At 58.4% G+C, this 18091-nt stretch carries 15 protein-coding genes and 2 tRNA genes; 1 reads left to right on the top strand and 16 read right to left on the bottom strand.

Annotated elements, in window-relative coordinates; genetic code table 11:
- Positions 1 to 75: 75 nt before the first annotated feature.
- From infB to rlmE, 11 genes are all read right to left on the bottom strand, one after another.
- Entirely contained in the window at positions 76 to 2592 is a 2517-nt protein-coding gene (infB, locus tag GIW04_RS03490) for a translation initiation factor IF-2 (protein WP_003194185.1), read from the bottom strand.
- 27 nt (positions 2593 to 2619) lie between these two features.
- Positions 2620 to 4101 carry a transcription termination factor NusA gene (nusA, locus tag GIW04_RS03485; protein ID WP_003194187.1) on the bottom strand — a complete coding sequence of 494 codons (1482 nt, stop codon included), beginning with the start codon at positions 4099 to 4101 and terminating at the stop codon, positions 2620 to 2622.
- A 47-nt stretch (positions 4102 to 4148) separates the two neighbouring features.
- Entirely contained in the window at positions 4149 to 4607 is a 459-nt protein-coding gene (rimP, locus tag GIW04_RS03480; RefSeq protein ID WP_032897769.1) for a ribosome maturation factor RimP, read from the bottom strand.
- 140 nt (positions 4608 to 4747) lie between these two features.
- Positions 4748 to 4824 (bottom strand) — tRNA-Met (locus tag GIW04_RS03475).
- Positions 4825 to 4920: 96 nt separating this feature from the next.
- A tRNA-Leu gene (locus GIW04_RS03470) sits at positions 4921 to 5006 on the bottom strand.
- Between the two features lie 22 nt (positions 5007 to 5028).
- Complete coding sequence (gene secG, locus GIW04_RS03465; RefSeq protein ID WP_003194191.1) at positions 5029 to 5412, bottom strand: preprotein translocase subunit SecG; 384 nt, start codon at positions 5410 to 5412, stop codon at positions 5029 to 5031.
- A 4-nt stretch (positions 5413 to 5416) separates the two neighbouring features.
- Positions 5417 to 6172 (bottom strand): triose-phosphate isomerase, encoded by a 756-nt coding sequence (gene tpiA, locus GIW04_RS03460; RefSeq protein ID WP_003194193.1) that lies wholly within the window; start codon positions 6170 to 6172, stop codon positions 5417 to 5419.
- Between the two features lie 66 nt (positions 6173 to 6238).
- Positions 6239 to 7576 (bottom strand): phosphoglucosamine mutase, encoded by a 1338-nt coding sequence (gene glmM, locus GIW04_RS03455; RefSeq protein ID WP_003194195.1) that lies wholly within the window; start codon positions 7574 to 7576, stop codon positions 6239 to 6241.
- Between the two features lie 16 nt (positions 7577 to 7592).
- Positions 7593 to 8444: a dihydropteroate synthase gene (gene folP / locus GIW04_RS03450; protein WP_003194197.1), complete on the bottom strand. Its 852-nt coding sequence runs from the start codon at positions 8442 to 8444 to the stop codon at positions 7593 to 7595.
- A gap of 8 nt (positions 8445 to 8452) precedes the next feature.
- Positions 8453 to 10363 carry an ATP-dependent zinc metalloprotease FtsH gene (ftsH, locus tag GIW04_RS03445; protein WP_019817951.1) on the bottom strand — a complete coding sequence of 637 codons (1911 nt, stop codon included), beginning with the start codon at positions 10361 to 10363 and terminating at the stop codon, positions 8453 to 8455.
- Between the two features lie 200 nt (positions 10364 to 10563).
- A complete protein-coding gene (rlmE, locus tag GIW04_RS03440) occupies positions 10564 to 11214 on the bottom strand; it encodes a 23S rRNA (uridine(2552)-2'-O)-methyltransferase RlmE (protein ID WP_014719954.1) in 651 nt (216 codons plus the stop codon).
- Positions 11215 to 11320: 106 nt separating this feature from the next.
- On the opposite strand from rlmE, the gene GIW04_RS03435 reads away from it, so the two are divergent.
- A complete protein-coding gene (locus GIW04_RS03435; protein ID WP_003176146.1) occupies positions 11321 to 11629 on the top strand; it encodes a YhbY family RNA-binding protein in 309 nt (102 codons plus the stop codon).
- A 9-nt stretch (positions 11630 to 11638) separates the two neighbouring features.
- Here GIW04_RS03435 and GIW04_RS03430 read toward each other — a convergent pair whose 3' ends face one another.
- The 5 genes from GIW04_RS03430 to dapB form a co-directional block, all read right to left on the bottom strand.
- Positions 11639 to 12043, bottom strand: a complete 405-nt coding sequence (locus GIW04_RS03430; protein ID WP_120248830.1) for an MFS transporter — start codon at positions 12041 to 12043, stop codon at positions 11639 to 11641.
- Between the two features lie 28 nt (positions 12044 to 12071).
- Positions 12072 to 12548, bottom strand: coding sequence for a transcription elongation factor GreA (gene greA, locus GIW04_RS03425; RefSeq protein WP_003194203.1), 477 nt, complete (start codon positions 12546 to 12548; stop codon positions 12072 to 12074).
- The gene (gene carB / locus GIW04_RS03420; protein ID WP_003194205.1) at positions 12545 to 15766 is read right to left on the bottom strand and encodes a carbamoyl-phosphate synthase large subunit; all 3222 of its coding nucleotides are present in this window, start codon (positions 15764 to 15766) and stop codon (positions 12545 to 12547) included. Before carB ends, greA begins: the two co-directional genes overlap by 4 nt.
- Positions 15767 to 15871: 105 nt before the next feature.
- On the bottom strand, positions 15872 to 17008 hold the full coding sequence (carA, locus tag GIW04_RS03415) for a glutamine-hydrolyzing carbamoyl-phosphate synthase small subunit (protein ID WP_003194208.1): 1137 nt from the start codon (positions 17006 to 17008) through the stop codon (positions 15872 to 15874).
- A 259-nt stretch (positions 17009 to 17267) separates the two neighbouring features.
- Positions 17268 to 18074 (bottom strand): 4-hydroxy-tetrahydrodipicolinate reductase, encoded by an 807-nt coding sequence (gene dapB, locus GIW04_RS03410; protein ID WP_003194209.1) that lies wholly within the window; start codon positions 18072 to 18074, stop codon positions 17268 to 17270.
- Between the last annotated feature and the right edge of the window lie 17 nt (positions 18075 to 18091).

Raw genomic sequence — 18091 nt, 5'->3', positions numbered from 1 at the left:
CGTTGCGTTTAGAGTCCTGACGCTGCGCGGGGCATCTGCATGCCCACACGCTGCGCGGCTCCTGAAGTGCGCGAGTTAGAGGCTGCGAGCAACCTGAACCTTCTCGAAGACTTCGATCTTGTCGCCAACCTTGACGTCGTTGTAGCTCTTGACGCCGATACCGCATTCCATGCCGGCACGTACTTCGGCAGCGTCATCCTTGAAGCGGCGCAGGGATTCCAGCTCGCCTTCGAAGATAACGATGTCTTCACGCAGTACACGGATTGGACGGTTACGGTACACAGTGCCTTCAACCACCATACAGCCGGCGATCGCACCGAATTTCGGCGAGCGGAACACGTCACGCACCTCGGCGATACCCAGGATGTTCTCCCGGACGTCGCTGCCAAGCATGCCGGTAAGGGCTTTCTTGACGTCTTCGATGATGTCGTAGATGACGTTGTAGTAACGCATGTCCAGGCCTTCCTGCTCGACGATCTTGCGAGCGCCAGCATCGGCACGCACGTTGAAGCCGAACAGTACAGCGTTGGAGGCCAGTGCCAGGTTGGCGTCGGATTCGGTGATACCACCGACACCGCCACCGACAACACGCACTTGCACTTCGTCGTTACCCAGGCCGTTCAAGGCGCCGTTCAACGCTTCGAGGGAACCACGAACGTCAGATTTGAGGACGATGTTAAGCGTCTTCTTCTCTTCCTGGCCCATGTTCTCGAAGATGTTTTCCAGCTTGCCGGCGTGAGCACGGGCCAGCTTGACCTCGCGGAACTTGCCTTGACGGAACAGAGCCACTTCACGGGCTTTCTTCTCGTCGGCCACTACGCTCATCTCGTCGCCAGCGTCCGGCGTACCGTCCAGGCCGAGAATCTCGACTGGGATAGCAGGACCTGCTTCCTTGATTGGCTTGCCGTTCTCGTCGAGCATGGCACGTACACGGCCGTAGTTCGAACCGACCAGCACCATGTCGCCTTGGCGCAGGGTACCGTCTTGGACCAGCACGGTGGCAACCGGGCCACGGCCCTTGTCGAGACGGGACTCAACCACGACGCCACGGCCAGGAGCCGATGGAGTAGCGGTCAGTTCCAGGACTTCGGCTTGCAACAGCACCGCTTCGAGCAGTTCGTCAACGCCGGTACCCATTTTCGCCGAGACCGATACGAATGGCGTCTCGCCACCCCATTCCTCGGACGTCACGCCGTGAACCGACAGTTCGCTACGGATGCGATCGAGATCGGCGCCCGGCTTGTCGATTTTGTTCACGGCAACGACCAGAGGAACACCGGCAGCCTTGGCGTGCTGGACAGCTTCAATGGTCTGCGGCATTACGCCGTCGTCCGCTGCAACCACCAGGATCACGATGTCAGTCGCCTTGGCACCACGGGCACGCATTGCGGTAAACGCGGCGTGACCTGGGGTGTCGAGGAAAGTGACCATGCCGCGTTCGGTTTCAACGTGGTATGCACCGATGTGCTGGGTAATACCACCGGCTTCGCCTGCGGCAACCTTGGCACGACGGATGTAGTCGAGCAGGGAAGTCTTACCGTGGTCAACGTGGCCCATTACGGTCACAACCGGCGCACGGGAAACCGCTTCACCTTCAAACTTCAGGGACTCGGCCAGGGAATCTTCCAGGGCGGTGTCGCTGACCAGGGTCACTTTGTGGCCCAGCTCTTCAGCAACCAACTGGGCAGTTTCCTGGTCCAGAACCTGGTTGATGGTGGCTGGAGTGCCCAGCTTGAACATGAACTTGATGATTTCAGCAGCCTTGACCGACATCTGCTGGGCCAGATCGCCCACAGTGATGGTCTCGCCGATCTTCACTTCACGCACGACAGGGCCGGTTGGGCTCTGGAAACCGTGGGCGTTGCGCTTCTTCAGCTTGGCCTTGCCGCGACCACCACGACGGAAGCCATCGCTTTCTTCGTCGGTGGTACGTGGGGCAACGCGTGGCGCAGGCGCTTTCTCTTTGACCGAGGCGCGGTGCGGAGCGTTTTTACGCTCGCCATCGCCACCACCACCGCGACGATTGTTGTCGTCAGCACGTGGTTTGTCCGGACGACGAGGCTCGTCGCGCTTGCGGGCATCTGCTGCAGGAGCAGGTGCAGCGGCAGCCGGGGCAGCCTCACGCACAGCTTCAACAGGGGCGGCGACCGCGTCAGTGGCAGCAGGTTGCGCAGCAGCAGGCTGGCGACGCGCTTCTTCTTCGGCGCGACGCTTGGCTTCTTCTTCAGCCTTCTGACGTGCAGCGTTTTCTACTGCGCGACGTTCTTCCAGCTCGCGTTTGCGCTCGGCTTCGATTTCTTCCGGGCTGCGCTGTACGAAGACTTTCTTCTTGCGTACTTCAACGCTGATGCTCTTGCTACCTGCAACCCGCAGGGTGCTGGTGGTTTTGCGCTGCAATGTAATCTTGCGCGGTTCTTCCACTTTCGCCTTGTGGCTGCTCTTCAAGTGAGTCAGCAAAGACTGCTTCTCACTATCGCTCACACCTTCATCGGCGGCGGTGTGCGGCAGACCTGCCTCACGCATCTGCTGCAACAGGCGCTCTACCGGTGTTTTGACCTCATCGGCCAGTTGTTTCACCGTGACTTGCGTCATGCACTTCTCTCCTCAGGCCGCGCCTAATTACTCGAACCAATGGGCTCGGGCGGCCATGATCAACTTGCCGGCACGATCTTCGTCAATGCCGTCGATGTCGAGCAGATCGTCAATAGACTGCTCGGCCAGGTCTTCGCGGGTAATTACGCCGCGCACCGCCAGTTCCATCGCCAAATCCTTGTCCATACCCTCAAGCGAGAGCAGGTCTTCGGCCGGATGGGCGTCTGCCAGCTTTTCCTCAGTAGCGATGGCTTTAGTCAACAAACGATCCTTGGCCCGAGCGCGGAGCTCGTTGACGATATCCTCGTCAAAGCCGTCGATGTTGAGCATTTCTTCCAACGGTACGTAGGCAATCTCTTCCAGGCTGGTGAAGCCTTCATCTACCAGCACCTGTGCCAGTTCTTCATCGACTTCCAACTCTTCGATGAAGTTGCGCAGGATGTCACCGGTTTCAGCTTGCTGCTTAGCCTGGATGTCCGATTCGGTCATCACGTTCAGGGTCCAACCGGTCAGTTGGCTGGCCAGACGCACGTTCTGACCACCACGACCAATGGCCTGAGCCAGATTGTCTGCGCCAACGGCGATGTCCATTGCATGGGCATCTTCGTCAACGATAATTGCCGCCACTTCAGCTGGCGACATGGCGTTGATCACGAACTGCGCCGGGTTATCGTCCCACAGGACGATGTCCACACGCTCACCGCCCAATTCGCCCGACACTGCCTGGACGCGCGAACCGCGCATACCGATGCAAGCGCCTTGCGGGTCGATGCGTTTGTCTTTGGAGCGGACCGCGATCTTGGCACGCGAACCCGGGTCACGGGACGCAGCCATCACTTCGATCAGGCCTTCGGCGATTTCCGGCACTTCGATACGGAACAGCTCGATCAGCATTTCCGGCGCGGTACGCGACAGGATCAACTGCGGGCCGCGGTTCTCGGTGCGGATTTCCTTGAGCAGCGCACGCAAGCGCACGCCGACACGGAAGGTTTCGCGAGAGATGATGTCTTCGCGGGCCAGCAACGCTTCGGCGTTGTTGCCCAGGTCGACGATCACGTTGTCGCGGGTAACTTTTTTCACGGTGCCGGAGATGATTTCACCCAGGCGTTCGCGATAGGCGTCAACGACTTGAGCGCGCTCGGCTTCGCGAACCTTCTGCACGATGACCTGCTTGGCGGTCTGTGCAGCAATACGGCCGAATTCGATCGACTCGATCTTTTCTTCAACAACATCGCCAACCTGAGCGCCCGGATGCGTTTGCGCAACCTTGCTTGGCCAGGTTTCGATTGCCGGATCATCAAGATCGTCCTCTTCGACCACCGTCCAACGACGGAAAGTCTCATAGGCACCGGTGTGGCGGTTGATTTCCACACGCAGATCTACTTCGTCTTCAAAACGTTTCTTGGTAGCAGTGGCCAGGGCCAGCTCCAACGCTTCAAAAATCACGCTTGCCGGTACACCCTTTTCATTGGATACCGACTCAACAACCAGCAGTACTTCTTTGCTCATCGTACGCCTCGCCTTTCGCAAGCCATTGGATCCGCGGGATCCGCGTCTCAGTCAAAACTGGGAATAATGTTGGCCTTGTCGATCATATCGATCGGCAACAGGAACTCATGGTCTTCTACCTGCACCACGACATCCTGATCTTCTACACTGCGCAGAAGGCCCTGAAAGTTGCGTCGCCCTTCAAAGGGGGAGCGCAGCTTGATCTTCACTTGTTCACCGGCATATTTAGCAAACTGCTCGAGAGTGAACAGTGGGCGTTCCATGCCTGGCGAGGAAACCTCAAGGGTGTATTCAACGGAGATTGGATCTTCAACATCCAGCACACCGCTGATCTGACGGCTGACAATGGCACAATCGTCCACCAGCACGCCGCCCTCTTTATCGATATAAACGCGCAACATTGAGTGGCGACCTTGAGCCGAAAACTCAATACCCCAGCATTCATAGCCTAGGGCCACGACCACCGGGGCCAACAAGGCCTGCAACTCTTCTAGCTTGCTCGACACCTGAACCCCCTCGTGCATGTATGTGCATGCTGTGCAAAATAAAAAAATGGGCGAAACGCCCATCCTTGAAACGCCGTCGAACAGCGGCGTTGAAAGTGTCCAGCTAACAAAAAGCCCCTTAAAAGGGGCTCCGCTAAAACTGGTTGCGGGGGCCGGATTTGAACCGACGACCTTCGGGTTATGAGCCCGACGAGCTACCAGACTGCTCCACCCCGCGACAAAGCTGGGGCGGAAGTATACGACCGATCCCTTGCAGGGTCAATGTAACCTTCCACCTACAAGAAAGCCCGCAACAGCGGGCTCTCCTGATAATTGGTACCGAGAAGGGGACTCGAACCCCTACACCCTATGGGCACAACCACCTCAAGGTTGCGTGTCTACCAATTCCACCACCTCGGCAATACAGCGCTTACAACCCTTCTTACTTCTGCTCTTGAGCTGGAGGTACGTCAGTCGCTGGAGTAGCCGACTTTTGCTCTTGAAGCACCGGGACATCATCAGAAGCCGGTTTTGCTTTTGGAACTTCCAACACTGCTGGGTTTGGCAAACCTACTTGAGTCAGCACATGAGCTTTCTCTTTAGCAAAGTAACCTAACCCTAAGCTGGTTATGAAGAAACCTGCGGCAAGTATAGCAGTAAACTTACTAAGAAAGGTAGAGGAACCTTGGCTTCCGAACACAGTATTTGAAGCACCTGCACCGAAAGACGCACCAGCATCCGCACCTTTACCCTGTTGCAACAAAACCAGAGCAACTACGCTCAGGGCAGCCAACAGATGAAAAACGACTACGACTGTTTCCAGCATTTTTTCAGTTTCCCGCGGCGCGACAGATCGCACCGAACTCATCTGCATTCAGGGAAGCTCCACCAATGAGCCCCCCATCGATATCCGGCATGCCGAACAGTTCGACCGCATTGGCCGCCTTCACGCTGCCGCCGTATAGAAGCCGCACACCTTGTGCGACTTCAGAATTCTCTGCCGCCAACTGCGCGCGGATGGCTGCGTGCACATCCTGCGCCTGTTGCGGTGTAGCAGTCAGCCCGGTGCCAATGGCCCAGACCGGCTCGTAAGCAATAACTGCCTTTGCAAATGCACCTACACCCAGCTCCTCGATGATGCTGCCCAGCTGACGCGAGACAACTTCAAGAGTCTTGCCCGATTCGCGCTGCTCAAGGGTCTCCCCTATGCACAACACCGGAATCAAGCCACAAGCCTGTGCTGCGGCGAATTTGCGGTTGAGTGTCCCATCCCGCTCGCCCATCATCTGGCGACGCTCGGAGTGCCCGACAAGCACATAGGAACAACCCGCATCAACCAGCTGACTCGGCGAAATCTCGCCGGTCAACGCACCTTGCATCGGCTCTACCGCAGAGTTCTGCGCGCCGACCTGAATCGACTTGCCCTTCAAGCCATCAACCACTTGGTTGATATGCAAGCAAGGCGGGAACACCGCGACGTCAACACCGCTAGGCAAGGCCAAGTGACGAAGGCCGTTGATCAGCTCAGCGACACTGGCGCGGGTACCGTGCATCTTCCAGTTACCAGCTACCATAGTGCGACGCATGCTGTACCCCGTCGGTCAAAGTGGGCGCAGATGTTACCCAACCACATCATCACTGGCAAGCCGAATTCAGGCGCAAACTTCAGTTACCAGTTTTGCCAGGTCTTCGGCATGGCCGCGAACCTGTGTTTCGTCCTCGCCTTCGACCATCACACGCACCAGCGGCTCTGTGCCGGACTTGCGCAGCAACACACGCCCGCGCCCCGCCATTGCCTGAGTTACGCGCTCGCAAGCCTCTTTGACAGCAGGGTGTTCGATGGGGTTTTCGCCACCGGCAAAACGCACATTGAGCAGCACTTGCGGGCACTTGCGCAGGGCTTGGCGCGCCTGGGCCAGGCTCTCTTCGCGGCGACGCAGGGCCAACAGCACCTGTAGCGCGGCGATGATCGCGTCACCCGTGGTGGTGTGCTGGAAGCAAACCACGTGCCCGGAGTTCTCGCCGCCGACCAACCAGTTACGCTCCAGCAGCTCGGCGATCACGTAGCGGTCACCGACATTGGCGCGAATAAAGGGAATCCCCAGTTCTGCCAACGCCAATTCCAGCCCGAGATTACTCATCAGGGTGCCGACCACGCCGCCTTGCAGCTTGTTACGCTCATGCAGGTCACGGGCAATGATGAACAACAGGTCATCACCATCCACGATCGTGCCAGTGTGATCCACCATCAGCACGCGGTCGCCATCGCCATCAAAAGCGATGCCCAGGTCCGCATGCTCAGCCAGCACTGCAGCCTGCAGCTGCTCCATGTGGGTGGAACCGCAGTTGTCGTTGATGTTCAAGCCGTTGGGCTGAGCCGACAGCACGGTAACCTGTGCGCCCAGTTCCTTGAAGACGCTCGGCGCCACCTTGTAGGTCGCCCCATGGGCGCAATCGACAACAATCTTCAAGCCTGCAAAATTGGTGCTGCTCGGGACGCTGCTTTTACAGAATTCGATATAGCGGCCTGACGCGTCGTTAATGCGCGACACCTTGCCCAGCTTGCTGGACTCGACCACCGTCATCGGCGCATCCAGCAGCTCTTCGATCATCAACTCGATCTCGTCAGGCAGCTTGGTGCCCTGCCCCGAAAAAAACTTGATGCCATTGTCATCATGAGGATTGTGGGAGGCGCTGATCACAATACCGGCTTCAGCGTGGAAGGTACGCGTCAGGTAAGCGATTGCCGGCGTGGGCATAGGCCCCAACAGCATCACATCGGCCCCGGCGGCGGACAATCCGGCCTCCAGCGCAGACTCAAACATGTAACCCGAAATACGGGTGTCCTTGCCTACCAGGATGCGACAGGCGCCCATGCTGCGGAACGCCATGCCTGCCGCCCAACCCAGCTTGAGCATGAAATCAGGGGTGATCGGGAATTCGCCGACCCGACCACGAATGCCGTCGGTGCCAAAATATTTTTTAGTCATAAGTGCTCCATCATTCTTATTCGGCTGATTCTACAGCAGCGAGCATGCGCACCACATCGACCGTTTCGGCGACATCATGCACACGCAAAATACGTGCGCCCTTGGTTACAGCAAGCGCCGCAAGCGCCAGGCCGCCATACAGGCGTTCGCCGACCGGGCGATTCAAGGCGAGCCCTATCATGCTCTTGCGCGAAACGCCGACCAACAGCGGGCGACCAAGGGCGTGCAAGGCTTCCATGTGTTTGAACAGACTTAGATTGTGCTGCAGGGTCTTGGCAAAGCCAAACCCCGGATCGAGGATGATCTGCTCAGGCGCGATACCCACAGCGACACATTGGGCGACCCTATCAGCAAGAAACCCACTGACCTCACCGACCAGATCGTCGTAATGCGGATTGTCTTGCATGTTGCCGGGCTCACCCAGCATATGCATCAGGCAGACAGGCAAGCCGGTTGCAGCGGCCGCATCAAGGGCGCCGTCGCGCTGAAGCGAACGCACATCGTTGATCAACCCCGCTCCGAGCCGCGCGGTTTCGCGCATCACTGCTGGGGTGGAGGTGTCTACCGAGATGATGACATCCAGCTCACGGGCAATGCGCTCAACCACGGGCGCCACCCGCTCCAGCTCCTCCAAAGGAGAAACAACGCGGGCGCCGGGGCGAGTCGACTCCCCTCCCACATCAATCAGCGTCGCACCGGCAGCCACCATCGCCTCGGCGTGGCGCAACGCGGCATCCAGCTGACTGAAGCGGCCACCATCGGAAAAGGAGTCAGGGGTTACATTGAGGATGCCCATGACATGCGTCCGGGCCAAATCAAGAACCCGGTTGCCGCAAGGCAACCGGGTAGAGGACAAAGCAGAAGTCATTTCAAACCTTAGTGATCAGCTGCCGGGCCGCCGATAGGCGTCTCAGGGCGCTCATTCTGCACCACAGGCGGAGTGCCCGAAGTACCCGAACCACCTTCCCAGTCGCGCGGCTCACGCGGCGTGCGGCCCGACATGATGTCGTCGATCTGGTCGGCATCGATGGTTTCGTACTTCATCAACGCATCAGCCATGGCGTCCAGCTTGTCACGGTTGTCAGTGAGGATCTGCTTGGCCGTGCCGTAGCACTGGTCAATGATGCTGCGAACCTCGGAGTCGATCAGCTTGGCTGTCTCACCCGAGAAGCTGGCGCTTTGCCCACCGCCGCCACGGCCCAGGAACACTTCGCCTTCTTCTTCGGCGTACATCAATGGGCCGAGTTTTTCCGACAAGCCCCACTTGGTCACCATGTTTCGCGCAATCTGGCTGGCACGCATGATGTCGTTGGAGGCGCCAGTGGTCACACCGTCGAAGCCAAGGGTCATTTCTTCAGCAATACGGCCACCATACAGCGAGCAGATCTGGCTGATCAGCGCACGCTTGGAGAGGCTGTAGCGATCTTCTTCCGGCAGGAACATGGTCACACCCAGTGCCCGACCACGAGGAATGATCGACACTTTGTAGACGGGGTCATGCTCAGGCACAACGCGACCTACAATGGCGTGACCTGCCTCGTGATAAGCGGTGTTCTGCTTCTCTTTCTCGGACATGACCATGGATTTGCGCTCGGCGCCCATCATGATCTTGTCTTTCGCCAATTCGAACTCTTTCATCTCAACGATGCGCTTGCCAGTACGGGCAGCGAACAGCGAAGCCTCGTTCACCAGGTTCGCCAGATCAGCACCGGAGAAACCGGGAGTACCACGGGCGATCACAGCCGGAGCCACGTCGTCACCCATTGGCACCTTGCGCATGTGTACTTTCAGGATCTGCTCACGACCACGAATGTCCGGCAGGCCGACCACAACCTGACGGTCGAAACGGCCCGGACGCAGCAACGCAGGGTCGAGAACGTCGGGACGGTTGGTTGCGGCGATGACGATAATGCCGTCATTCATCTCGAAACCATCCATCTCTACCAGCAACTGGTTGAGGGTCTGCTCACGCTCATCGTGACCCCCCCCCATGCCCGCGCCACGATGGCGACCAACGGCATCGATTTCGTCGATGAAGATGATGCATGGCGCGTGCTTCTTGGCCTGCTCGAACATATCGCGAACACGGCTGGCGCCGACGCCGACAAACATCTCGACGAAGTCAGAACCGGAAATCGTGAAGAAAGGCACCTTGGCTTCGCCGGCAATCGCCTTGGCCAGCAAGGTTTTACCGGTACCCGGAGGCCCCACCATCAGCACACCGCGAGGAATACGGCCACCCAGGCGCTGGAACTTGCCCGGATCACGCAGGAACTCGACCAACTCACCGACTTCTTCCTTGGCTTCGTCGCAACCTGCGACGTCAGCCAGGGTGGTCTTCACCTGGTCTTCGGAGAGCAGGCGCGCCTTGCTTTTGCCGAAGCTCATCGGCCCGCCCTTGCCTCCCGCACCGCCTTGCATCTGGCGCATGAAGAACATGAACACGGCGATAATCACCAGGATCGGGAAGCTGGCCACCAGGAGCTGGGTCCAGATGCTTTGCTGTTCAGGCTGCTTGCCTTCCACAACGACCTTGTTATCCACCAGGTCACCGATGAGACCGTTGTCCTGAATGGCAGGACGAATGGTCTTGAAGCTGTCGCCATCGTTGCGCTTACCGGTAATCACGTAGCCATCAACCGCTACGCGCTCGACCTTGCCATCCTTAACTTGCTGGATGAAGTCGGAATAGTTGAGGGTCTGCGGCTCGTTAGGGCTGGAGAAGTTGTTCATCACCGTCACCAGGACAGCTGCGATGATCAACCACAGGATCAGATTCTTTGCCATATCGTTCAATTAACTACCCTCTGAAGCAAGCTCCGCTACTGGCGCGCGCTTCGCATGATATTCACCGGCCTAACTTACTACATTACCTACAACTCTGGCAGGCGCCGTCTGTAACCCTTTGTGAAACTTTGACTACGCAATATTCGTAAAGCTTCGTGACGAAAGCGATATAAAAAAACCTATCGCCCTCCTCGAATTTCTCAAAAACGCTCTTCGCTCGCAGCGCCTTCGACACCGCGGAAGCCACGGCACAGAAGATACTGCTCCCTGGACCGGTCACGGGATGAGTCCGGCTTGCGTGTCTGTACCTTGTCGAACAACTTGCGAATGTTCTTGTGGTACTCGTCGAAACCTTCGCCCTGGAAGACCTTCACCAGGAAATCGCCACCCGGACGCAACACCCGACCTGCCAGATCCAGCGCCAGTTCACACAGGAACATGGCACGCGGCATATCAACAGCCGGTAATCCACTCATATTGGGGGCCATGTCGGAAATCACAAGGTCTACCTGCGAATTTCCCACAGCCTCCAGGATCTCGGCCAATACTTTGTCCTCGGTAAAATCGCCGTGAACAAAGGTCACGTCCGGGATGCTGTCCATCTCGAGGATGTCGGAAGCGATCAATCGGCCTTGCCCACCAATCAGACGACTGGTCACCTGGGACCAGCCACCGGGGGCCGCGCCGAGATCGATAACGCTCATGCCTGGACGGATCAATTTGTCCTTGTCCTGGATCTCCAGCAGCTTGTAGCTGGCCCGGGAACGGTAGCCGTCCTTTTGCGCCTTTTTGACGTAAGGATCATTGAAATGTTCTTGTAGCCACTTAAGGCTGGTTTTGGAACGGGCCACGGGCCACCTCGAAAAATAAAACGGGTCGTGATTAACTGGGCGGTCCCGGACTCGCTCGGGTAAACTGGCCGCCGCTTTTTACAAGATCAGACGCAGGGGTCAGATTATGCCGCTCACTCAAGAGCAGAAGAAACAGTACAAATCCATTGGCCACCATCTGAAACCAGTTCTGATTGTGGCAGACAACGGTTTGACTGAGGGTGTGCTAGCCGAATTCGAGCGCGCACTGAACGATCACGAACTGATCAAGATCAAGGTCAACATCCTTGATCGCGAAGCGCGCCTGGCCGCCGTTGCAGAACTGTGCAAGGTCGGCAAAGCGGACCTGGTTCAGGTCATCGGCAAGATGGCGCTGCTGTATCGCAAGAACTTCAGCGTCAACAAGCAACTGTCGAACGTTCATCGCTTCAAATGATGAAAAGGGTCAAGGGCGTGCTTCGCGCGCCCCGCCACTCCATCCCGGCGCAGGCTGCATAACCAGCACCAGGCCAGAGAACCCTAGCACAAGATAGCTGAATAACTGCCAGCGCAACGCTTGCGGCAGCCACACATGCACCACGCAAAACATCGCGCATGCATACAGCGCCATCAACAGCAGTTGCCCGCGAATATCCCGCCACAAACTCGTCAGGCCTTCAGCCTTGACCAGCACCAACACCTGAAGCAGCACGCACGTCGCCGCAAAACCCACCAGCAGCGCACTCAGCAATCCGTCGATCTCATCGATCAGCAGCGGCGCCAGGCCAATCAGGCCCAACGCCGGCAATACACCAATATGTAACAGCCATAGGCCGCCCACCCAAAGCATCTGAGCGAGCTGCCAAAGCATGGCGCCCGCACGCAGCGGGCGCCGTCTTTCAGATGTGACGAACTTCGACAATCTCGTACTCGATCACGCCACCCGGCGTCTTGACGGCCACCACATCACCCTCTTCCTTGGCAATCAAGGCGCGGGCCAGCGGCGAACCAACAGAGATCTTGCCGAGTTTGAAGTCAGCTTCATCTTCACCCACGATGTGATAGACAACGCGCTCATCAGTCTCGACGTTGGCGATCTCAACAGTGGTGCCGAAAATCACTTTACCGGTATGAGGGATGGAGGTGACATCAATGATGACCTGATTCTGAATCCGGCCTTCGATGTCACGAATCCGCGCCTCGACCATCCCCTGCTGCTCGCGAGCAGCGTGATATTCAGCGTTTTCCTTCAAGTCACCCAGCTCGCGGGCCGTACCGATGTCCTGACTCAGCTTCGGACGTACGACCTTGGTCAGATGGGCGTGTTCCTCTTCCAGGGCCTTGGCGCCCTGGACGGTCATTGGGTATTTGATCATGCCTTCAATCCTGCGTGTAGATCCTGCAAGCGACGCACGGTCTTTTCCGGACCGAACTTGAGCGCTTCACAGATAGCTTCGCCAGCAGCAATGGTAGTGGTGCAGTAAATCTTGTGCTGCAAGGCATTACGACGAATGGAATAGGAGTCCGCGATCGACTGACGACCTTCGGTGGTGTTGATGATCAGGGTGACTTCGTCATTCTTGATCATGTCGACCACATGCGGACGGCCTTCCGTCACCTTGTTTACGCGACGTACTTTCAGGCCGGCAGCTTCGATCAGCTTGGCGGTCCCGGCGGTAGCCACGACTTCAAAGCCCAAGTTGATCAGATCGCGGGCAACCCCTGCAACCAGTGGCTTGTCGTCATCACGCACGCTGATAAACGCAGTACCACCGGTCGGCAGCACTTCGCTGGCACCCATCTGGGCCTTGGCAAACGCTTCACCGAAGGTATCACCCACGCCCATCACTTCACCGGTGGACTTCATCTCTGGGCCCAGGATCGGGTCCACGCCAGGGAATTTGGCGAACGGGAACACCGCCTCTTTCACACTGTAGAAGTTCGGAATGATTTCCTTGGTAAAGCCGATTTCCTTCAGGGTCTTACCAGCCATCACACGTGCAGCGATCATGGCCAGGGACACACCGATGCACTTGGACACGAACGGTACGGTACGCGAAGCACGCGGGTTGACTTCAATGACGTAGATGTCTTCGCCTTGCAGCGCCAACTGTACGTTCATCAGGCCGACAACGCCCAGCTCGAGGGCCATCTTCTTGACCTGCTCGCGCATCTCGTCCTGGATGTGCGCCGGCAGCGAGTACGGCGGCAGCGAGCATGCGGAGTCACCGGAGTGAACACCGGCTTGTTCGATGTGCTGCATGATGGCGCCGATCACTACGTCAGTACCGTCGCACACCGCGTCCACGTCCATTTCGATGGCGCAGTTGAGGAAGTGATCCAGCAGCACCGGGCTGTCGTTGGAGACTTTCACCGCATCACGCAGGTAGCGCTTGAGTTCTTCTTCTTCGTAGACGATTTCCATCGCCCGGCCGCCCAGTACGTAGGACGGACGCACCACCAGCGGGTAGCCGATCTTGCTGGCCGCACGAATGGCTTCGTCTTCGCTGCGCACGGTGGCGTTCGGCGGCTGACGCAGGTTCAGGCGCTCAACCATTTGCTGGAAACGCTCACGGTCTTCGGCACGGTCGATAGCATCCGGGCTGGTGCCGATGATCGGCACGCCAGCGGCTTCGAGGGCGCGCGCCAATTTCAGCGGGGTCTGGCCGCCGTACTGGACGATCACGCCTTTAGGCTTCTCGACGCGGCAGATTTCCAAGACGTCTTCCAGGGTTACCGGCTCGAAGTACAGGCGGTCTGAAGTGTCGTAGTCAGTGGAAACCGTTTCCGGGTTGCAGTTGACCATGATGGTCTCGTACCCGTCTTCGCGCAGGGCGAGGGCGGCGTGTACGCAGCAATAGTCGAACTCGATGCCCTGGCCGATACGGTTCGGACCGCCACCCAGGATGATGATCTTGTCGCGGCCCGTCGGCGCGGCTTCGCACTCTTCTTCATAAGTTGAGTACATGTAGGCCGTGTCGGTGGCGAATTCTGCGGCGCAGGTGTCAACGCGCTTGTAGACCGGGAAGATATCCAGCTTGTGGCGATGAGTGCGCAGGTTCTTCTCGGTCACACCCAGCAGCTTGGCCAGACGCTGGTCGGAGAAACCTTTGCGCTTGAGGCGGAACATCAAGTCGCGATCGATAGACGACAGACCCAGCGTCTTGACCTTCTCTTCTTCTTTGATCAGATCTTCGATCTGCACCAGGAACCACGGGTCGATCATGTTCATGCCGAAGATATCTTCGACGCTCAGGCCGGCACGGAAGGCGTCAGCCACGTACCAGATACGCTCGGCGCCCGGCACGGTCAGCTCGCGCTTGAGGATGCTCATGCTTTCCGGGTTGCTCAGGTCGAGCTTCTCGTCCAGGCCGCAAACACCCACTTCCAGACCGCGCAGCGCTTTCTGCAGGGATTCCTGGAAAGTACGGCCGATTGCCATGACTTCACCGACCGACTTCATCTGGGTGGTCAGGCGCGCATCAGCCTTGGCGAATTTCTCGAAGGCAAAGCGCGGCAGCTTGGTCACGACGTAGTCGATAGACGGCTCGAAAGACGCCGGCATAGCGCCGCCGGTGATTTCGTTTTGCAGCTCGTCCAGGGTGTAGCCGATAGCCAGCTTGGCAGCGATACGCGCAATCGGGAAGCCAGTCGCTTTCGAGGCCAGCGCCGAAGAACGCGATACACGTGGGTTCATCTCGATCACGACCATGCGGCCGGTGTCCGGGCAGATGCCGAACTGGACGTTGGAGCCGCCGGTTTCAACGCCGATCTCGCGCAGTACCGCCAGGGAGGCGTTACGCAGGATCTGGTATTCCTTGTCGGTCAGGGTCTGTGCTGGCGCCACGGTGATCGAGTCACCGGTGTGCACGCCCATCGGGTCGAAGTTTTCGATGGAGCAGACGATGATGCAGTTGTCCTTCTTATCGCGGACAACCTCCATCTCATATTCTTTCCAGCCGATCAGGGATTCGTCGATCAGCAGCTCTTTGGTCGGCGACAGGTCCAGGCCGCGAGCGCAGATTTCTTCGAACTCTTCACGGTTGTAGGCAATACCGCCACCGGTGCCGCCCATGGTGAAGGACGGGCGGATGATGCACGGGAAGCCCAGGGTCTCGAGGACCGCGTTGGCCTCTTCCATGCTGTGGGCGATACCAGAACGTGGGCACGCCAGGCCGATAGACTTCATGGCCTTGTCGAAACGCGAACGGTCTTCAGCCTTGTCGATGGTGTCGGCATTGGCACCGATCATCTCTACGCCGAACTTTTCCAGGACGCCTTCGCGCTCCAGGTCCAGGGCGCAGTTCAGAGCGGTCTGGCCGCCCATGGTTGGCAGCAGCGCGTCCGGGCGCTCTTTCTCGATGATCTTGGCAACCGTCTGCCACTTGATCGGCTCGATGTAGGTGGCGTCGGCCATGGCCGGGTCGGTCATGATGGTGGCCGGGTTGGAGTTCACCAGGATGACGCGATAGCCCTCCTCGCGCAGGGCTTTACAGGCCTGGGCGCCGGAGTAGTCGAATTCGCAGGCCTGGCCGATCACGATCGGGCCAGCGCCGAGAATCAGGATGCTTTTTATGTCTGTACGTTTTGGCATGGGTTTGTCACTCAAATCCGCAGGTCAGTCGGCAAGCCGTCTTGAACAATCTTTGAAGAGCCTGCGGGGGCCACCGCAATCCGGGGCCGCCCGCAGGCCACTCAGTCAGCGTCGCTTGGCCATCTCATTGATGAAACGGTCGAACAGCGGCGCTACGTCGTTCGGGCCCGGGCTGGCTTCAGGGTGGCCCTGGAAGCTGAACGCGCTCTTGTCGGTGCGCTCGATGCCTTGCAGGGAACCGTCGAACAGCGACTTGTGAATGGCGCGCACGTTGCTCGGCAGGGAGGCTTCATCCACCGCAAAACCGTGGTTCTGGCTGGTGATCATCACAACGCCGGTGTCCAGGTCTTGTACCGGGTGGTTGGCACCGTGGTGGCCGTGGCCCATTTTCAGGGTCTTGGCGCCGGAGGCCAAAGCCAGCAACTGGTGGCCAAGGCAGATGCCGAACACCGGAATCTCGGTCTCCAGCACATCCTTGATGGCCTGGATAGCGTAGTCGCATGGCTCAGGGTCACCCGGGCCGTTGGACAGGAACACGCCGTCCGGCTGCATCGCGAGCACATCGCTGGCAGGCGTTTGCGCGGGTACCACGGTCACGCGGCAGCCACGCTCGACCAACATGCGCAGGATGTTGTACTTGACGCCGTAGTCATAAGCCACCACGTGGTAAGGCAGATCGGCAGCCTCGATAGTCGCGTGGCTGTCGGTCTTCAGATCCCACACAGTGGAACGCCACTCGTACTTCTCTTTGACGCTGACGACTTTCGCCAGGTCCATGCCCTTCAGGCCAGGGAAACCTTGCGCCGCGGCAATCGCCGCCTCTTCGGAGATATTGTCACCGACCATGATGCAGCCGTTCTGCGAGCCTTTTTCACGCAGGATGCGCGTGAGGCGGCGCGTATCGATACCGGCGATCGCCACAACGTTGTTGGCTTTCAGGTAATCGGACAGCGACATCGTGTTACGCCAGTTGCTCGCAACCAGTGGCAGGTCACGAATCACCAGGCCCGCCGACCAGACACGATCAGACTCGACATCTTCCGGCGTGGTGCCGGTGTTGCCGATGTGCGGATAGGTCAGGGTAACGATCTGTTGGGCGTAGGAAGGATCGGTAAGGATTTCCTGATAGCCGGTCATGGCGGTGTTAAACACCACCTCTCCAACGGTTTGACCGTCGGCTCCAATGGCTTCGCCGCGAAAAATGCTGCCATCAGCAAGGGCGAGTATGGCTGGCTTAGTCAAGAAGACCTCCCGTAAATAAAGCCTGAAAGGGCGATCGCAGGTTGTAAAAAAGCGGAGTGACGTATGGACACGTCACCCCGCTTCTTCACTGAATTATTCTGCGCGCTTTTAGTGGACACACTAAAGCTGTAGCTTACAGAAAAAGGCTTTTTTGGTCCACCGCTAATGAGCCTTAAAGGCAGGGGAATGCGACAGGACGTCGCCTAGCGGGTAAAAACAGGGCCACAGGATAATCCTGAGGCCCCGTTTTAGCTACTGCTTAGTGCAGGTCCAGCACGTCACGCATGTCGTACAGGCCCGGCTCACGCCCTTCCAACCAGAGTGCAGCACGCACTGCGCCCTTGGCGAAGGTCATGCGGCTGGAGGCTTTGTGGGTGATTTCCAGGCGCTCACCTTCGGTGGCAAACAGCACCGTGTGATCACCGACCACATCACCACCGCGCACGGTCGCGAAACCAATGGTGTCACGCGCACGCGCACCGGTATGGCCCTCACGCCCGTACACCGCCACTTTCGACAGATCGCGACCCAGCGCATCGGCAATGGCTTCACCCATGCGCAAGGCCGTGCCCGAAGGCGCGTCGATCTTGTGGCGATGATGGGTCTCGATAATCTCGATATCCGCTTCATCCCCCAGCACACGCGCCGCCAGGTCCAGCAACTTCAGCGACAGGTTCACACCCACGCTGAAATTGGCCGCGAAGACGATCGGAATATCCTTGCCCGCCTCCACCAGCAACTGTTTCTGCTCGGCACTCAAACCGGTCGTGCCGATCACCATGGCCTTGCCTGCCTTGCGGCAGAAGGCCAGATTTTTCAGCATCACTTCCGGCAGGGTGAAGTCGATCAGCACGTCGAATTCGTCAGCCACCTGCTCGAGGTTGCCAGACAACGAAACACCGATGCGACCCAATGAGGCCAACTCACCTGCGTCCGCGCCGATCAACGTACTGCCTGGGCGAACAATCGCCGCCGTCAGCCCGGAGGCCGGCGAGCGTTGCTGCACCGCCTCGACCAGCGTCTTGCCCATGCGCCCGGCAGCGCCCATTACGGCTATACGTCGCATATTCAGATCCTTACAGG

This window comes from Pseudomonas sp. PA-4-8C (genome assembly GCF_021606625.1).
Taxonomy (GTDB): Bacteria; Pseudomonadota; Gammaproteobacteria; order Pseudomonadales; family Pseudomonadaceae; genus Aquipseudomonas; species Aquipseudomonas lactis.
The sequence above is the reverse complement of the archived record's forward strand: the minus strand, read 5'-3'. Positions and strand labels throughout refer to the sequence as shown.

Bases quoted from the DNA above. Each gene is read 5' to 3' on its own strand.
- GIW04_RS03435 (WP_003176146.1), top strand. From the start codon at position 11,321: ATGCCGCTCACTCAAGAGCAGAAGAAACAGTACAAATCCATTGGCCAC.
- nusA (WP_003194187.1), bottom strand. From the start codon at position 4,101: ATGAGCAAAGAAGTACTGCTGGTTGTTGAGTCGGTATCCAATGAAAAG.
- tpiA (WP_003194193.1), bottom strand. From the start codon at position 6,172: ATGCGTCGCACTATGGTAGCTGGTAACTGGAAGATGCACGGTACCCGC.
- carB (WP_003194205.1), bottom strand. From the start codon at position 15,766: ATGCCAAAACGTACAGACATAAAAAGCATCCTGATTCTCGGCGCTGGC.
- infB (WP_003194185.1), bottom strand. From the start codon at position 2,592: ATGACGCAAGTCACGGTGAAACAACTGGCCGATGAGGTCAAAACACCG.
- GIW04_RS03430 (WP_120248830.1), bottom strand. From the start codon at position 12,043: ATGCTTTGGCAGCTCGCTCAGATGCTTTGGGTGGGCGGCCTATGGCTG.
- secG (WP_003194191.1), bottom strand. From the start codon at position 5,412: ATGCTGGAAACAGTCGTAGTCGTTTTTCATCTGTTGGCTGCCCTGAGC.
- greA (WP_003194203.1), bottom strand. From the start codon at position 12,548: ATGATCAAATACCCAATGACCGTCCAGGGCGCCAAGGCCCTGGAAGAG.
- folP (WP_003194197.1), bottom strand. From the start codon at position 8,444: ATGACTTCTGCTTTGTCCTCTACCCGGTTGCCTTGCGGCAACCGGGTT.
- glmM (WP_003194195.1), bottom strand. From the start codon at position 7,576: ATGACTAAAAAATATTTTGGCACCGACGGCATTCGTGGTCGGGTCGGC.
- dapB (WP_003194209.1), bottom strand. From the start codon at position 18,074: ATGCGACGTATAGCCGTAATGGGCGCTGCCGGGCGCATGGGCAAGACG.
- ftsH (WP_019817951.1), bottom strand. From the start codon at position 10,363: ATGGCAAAGAATCTGATCCTGTGGTTGATCATCGCAGCTGTCCTGGTG.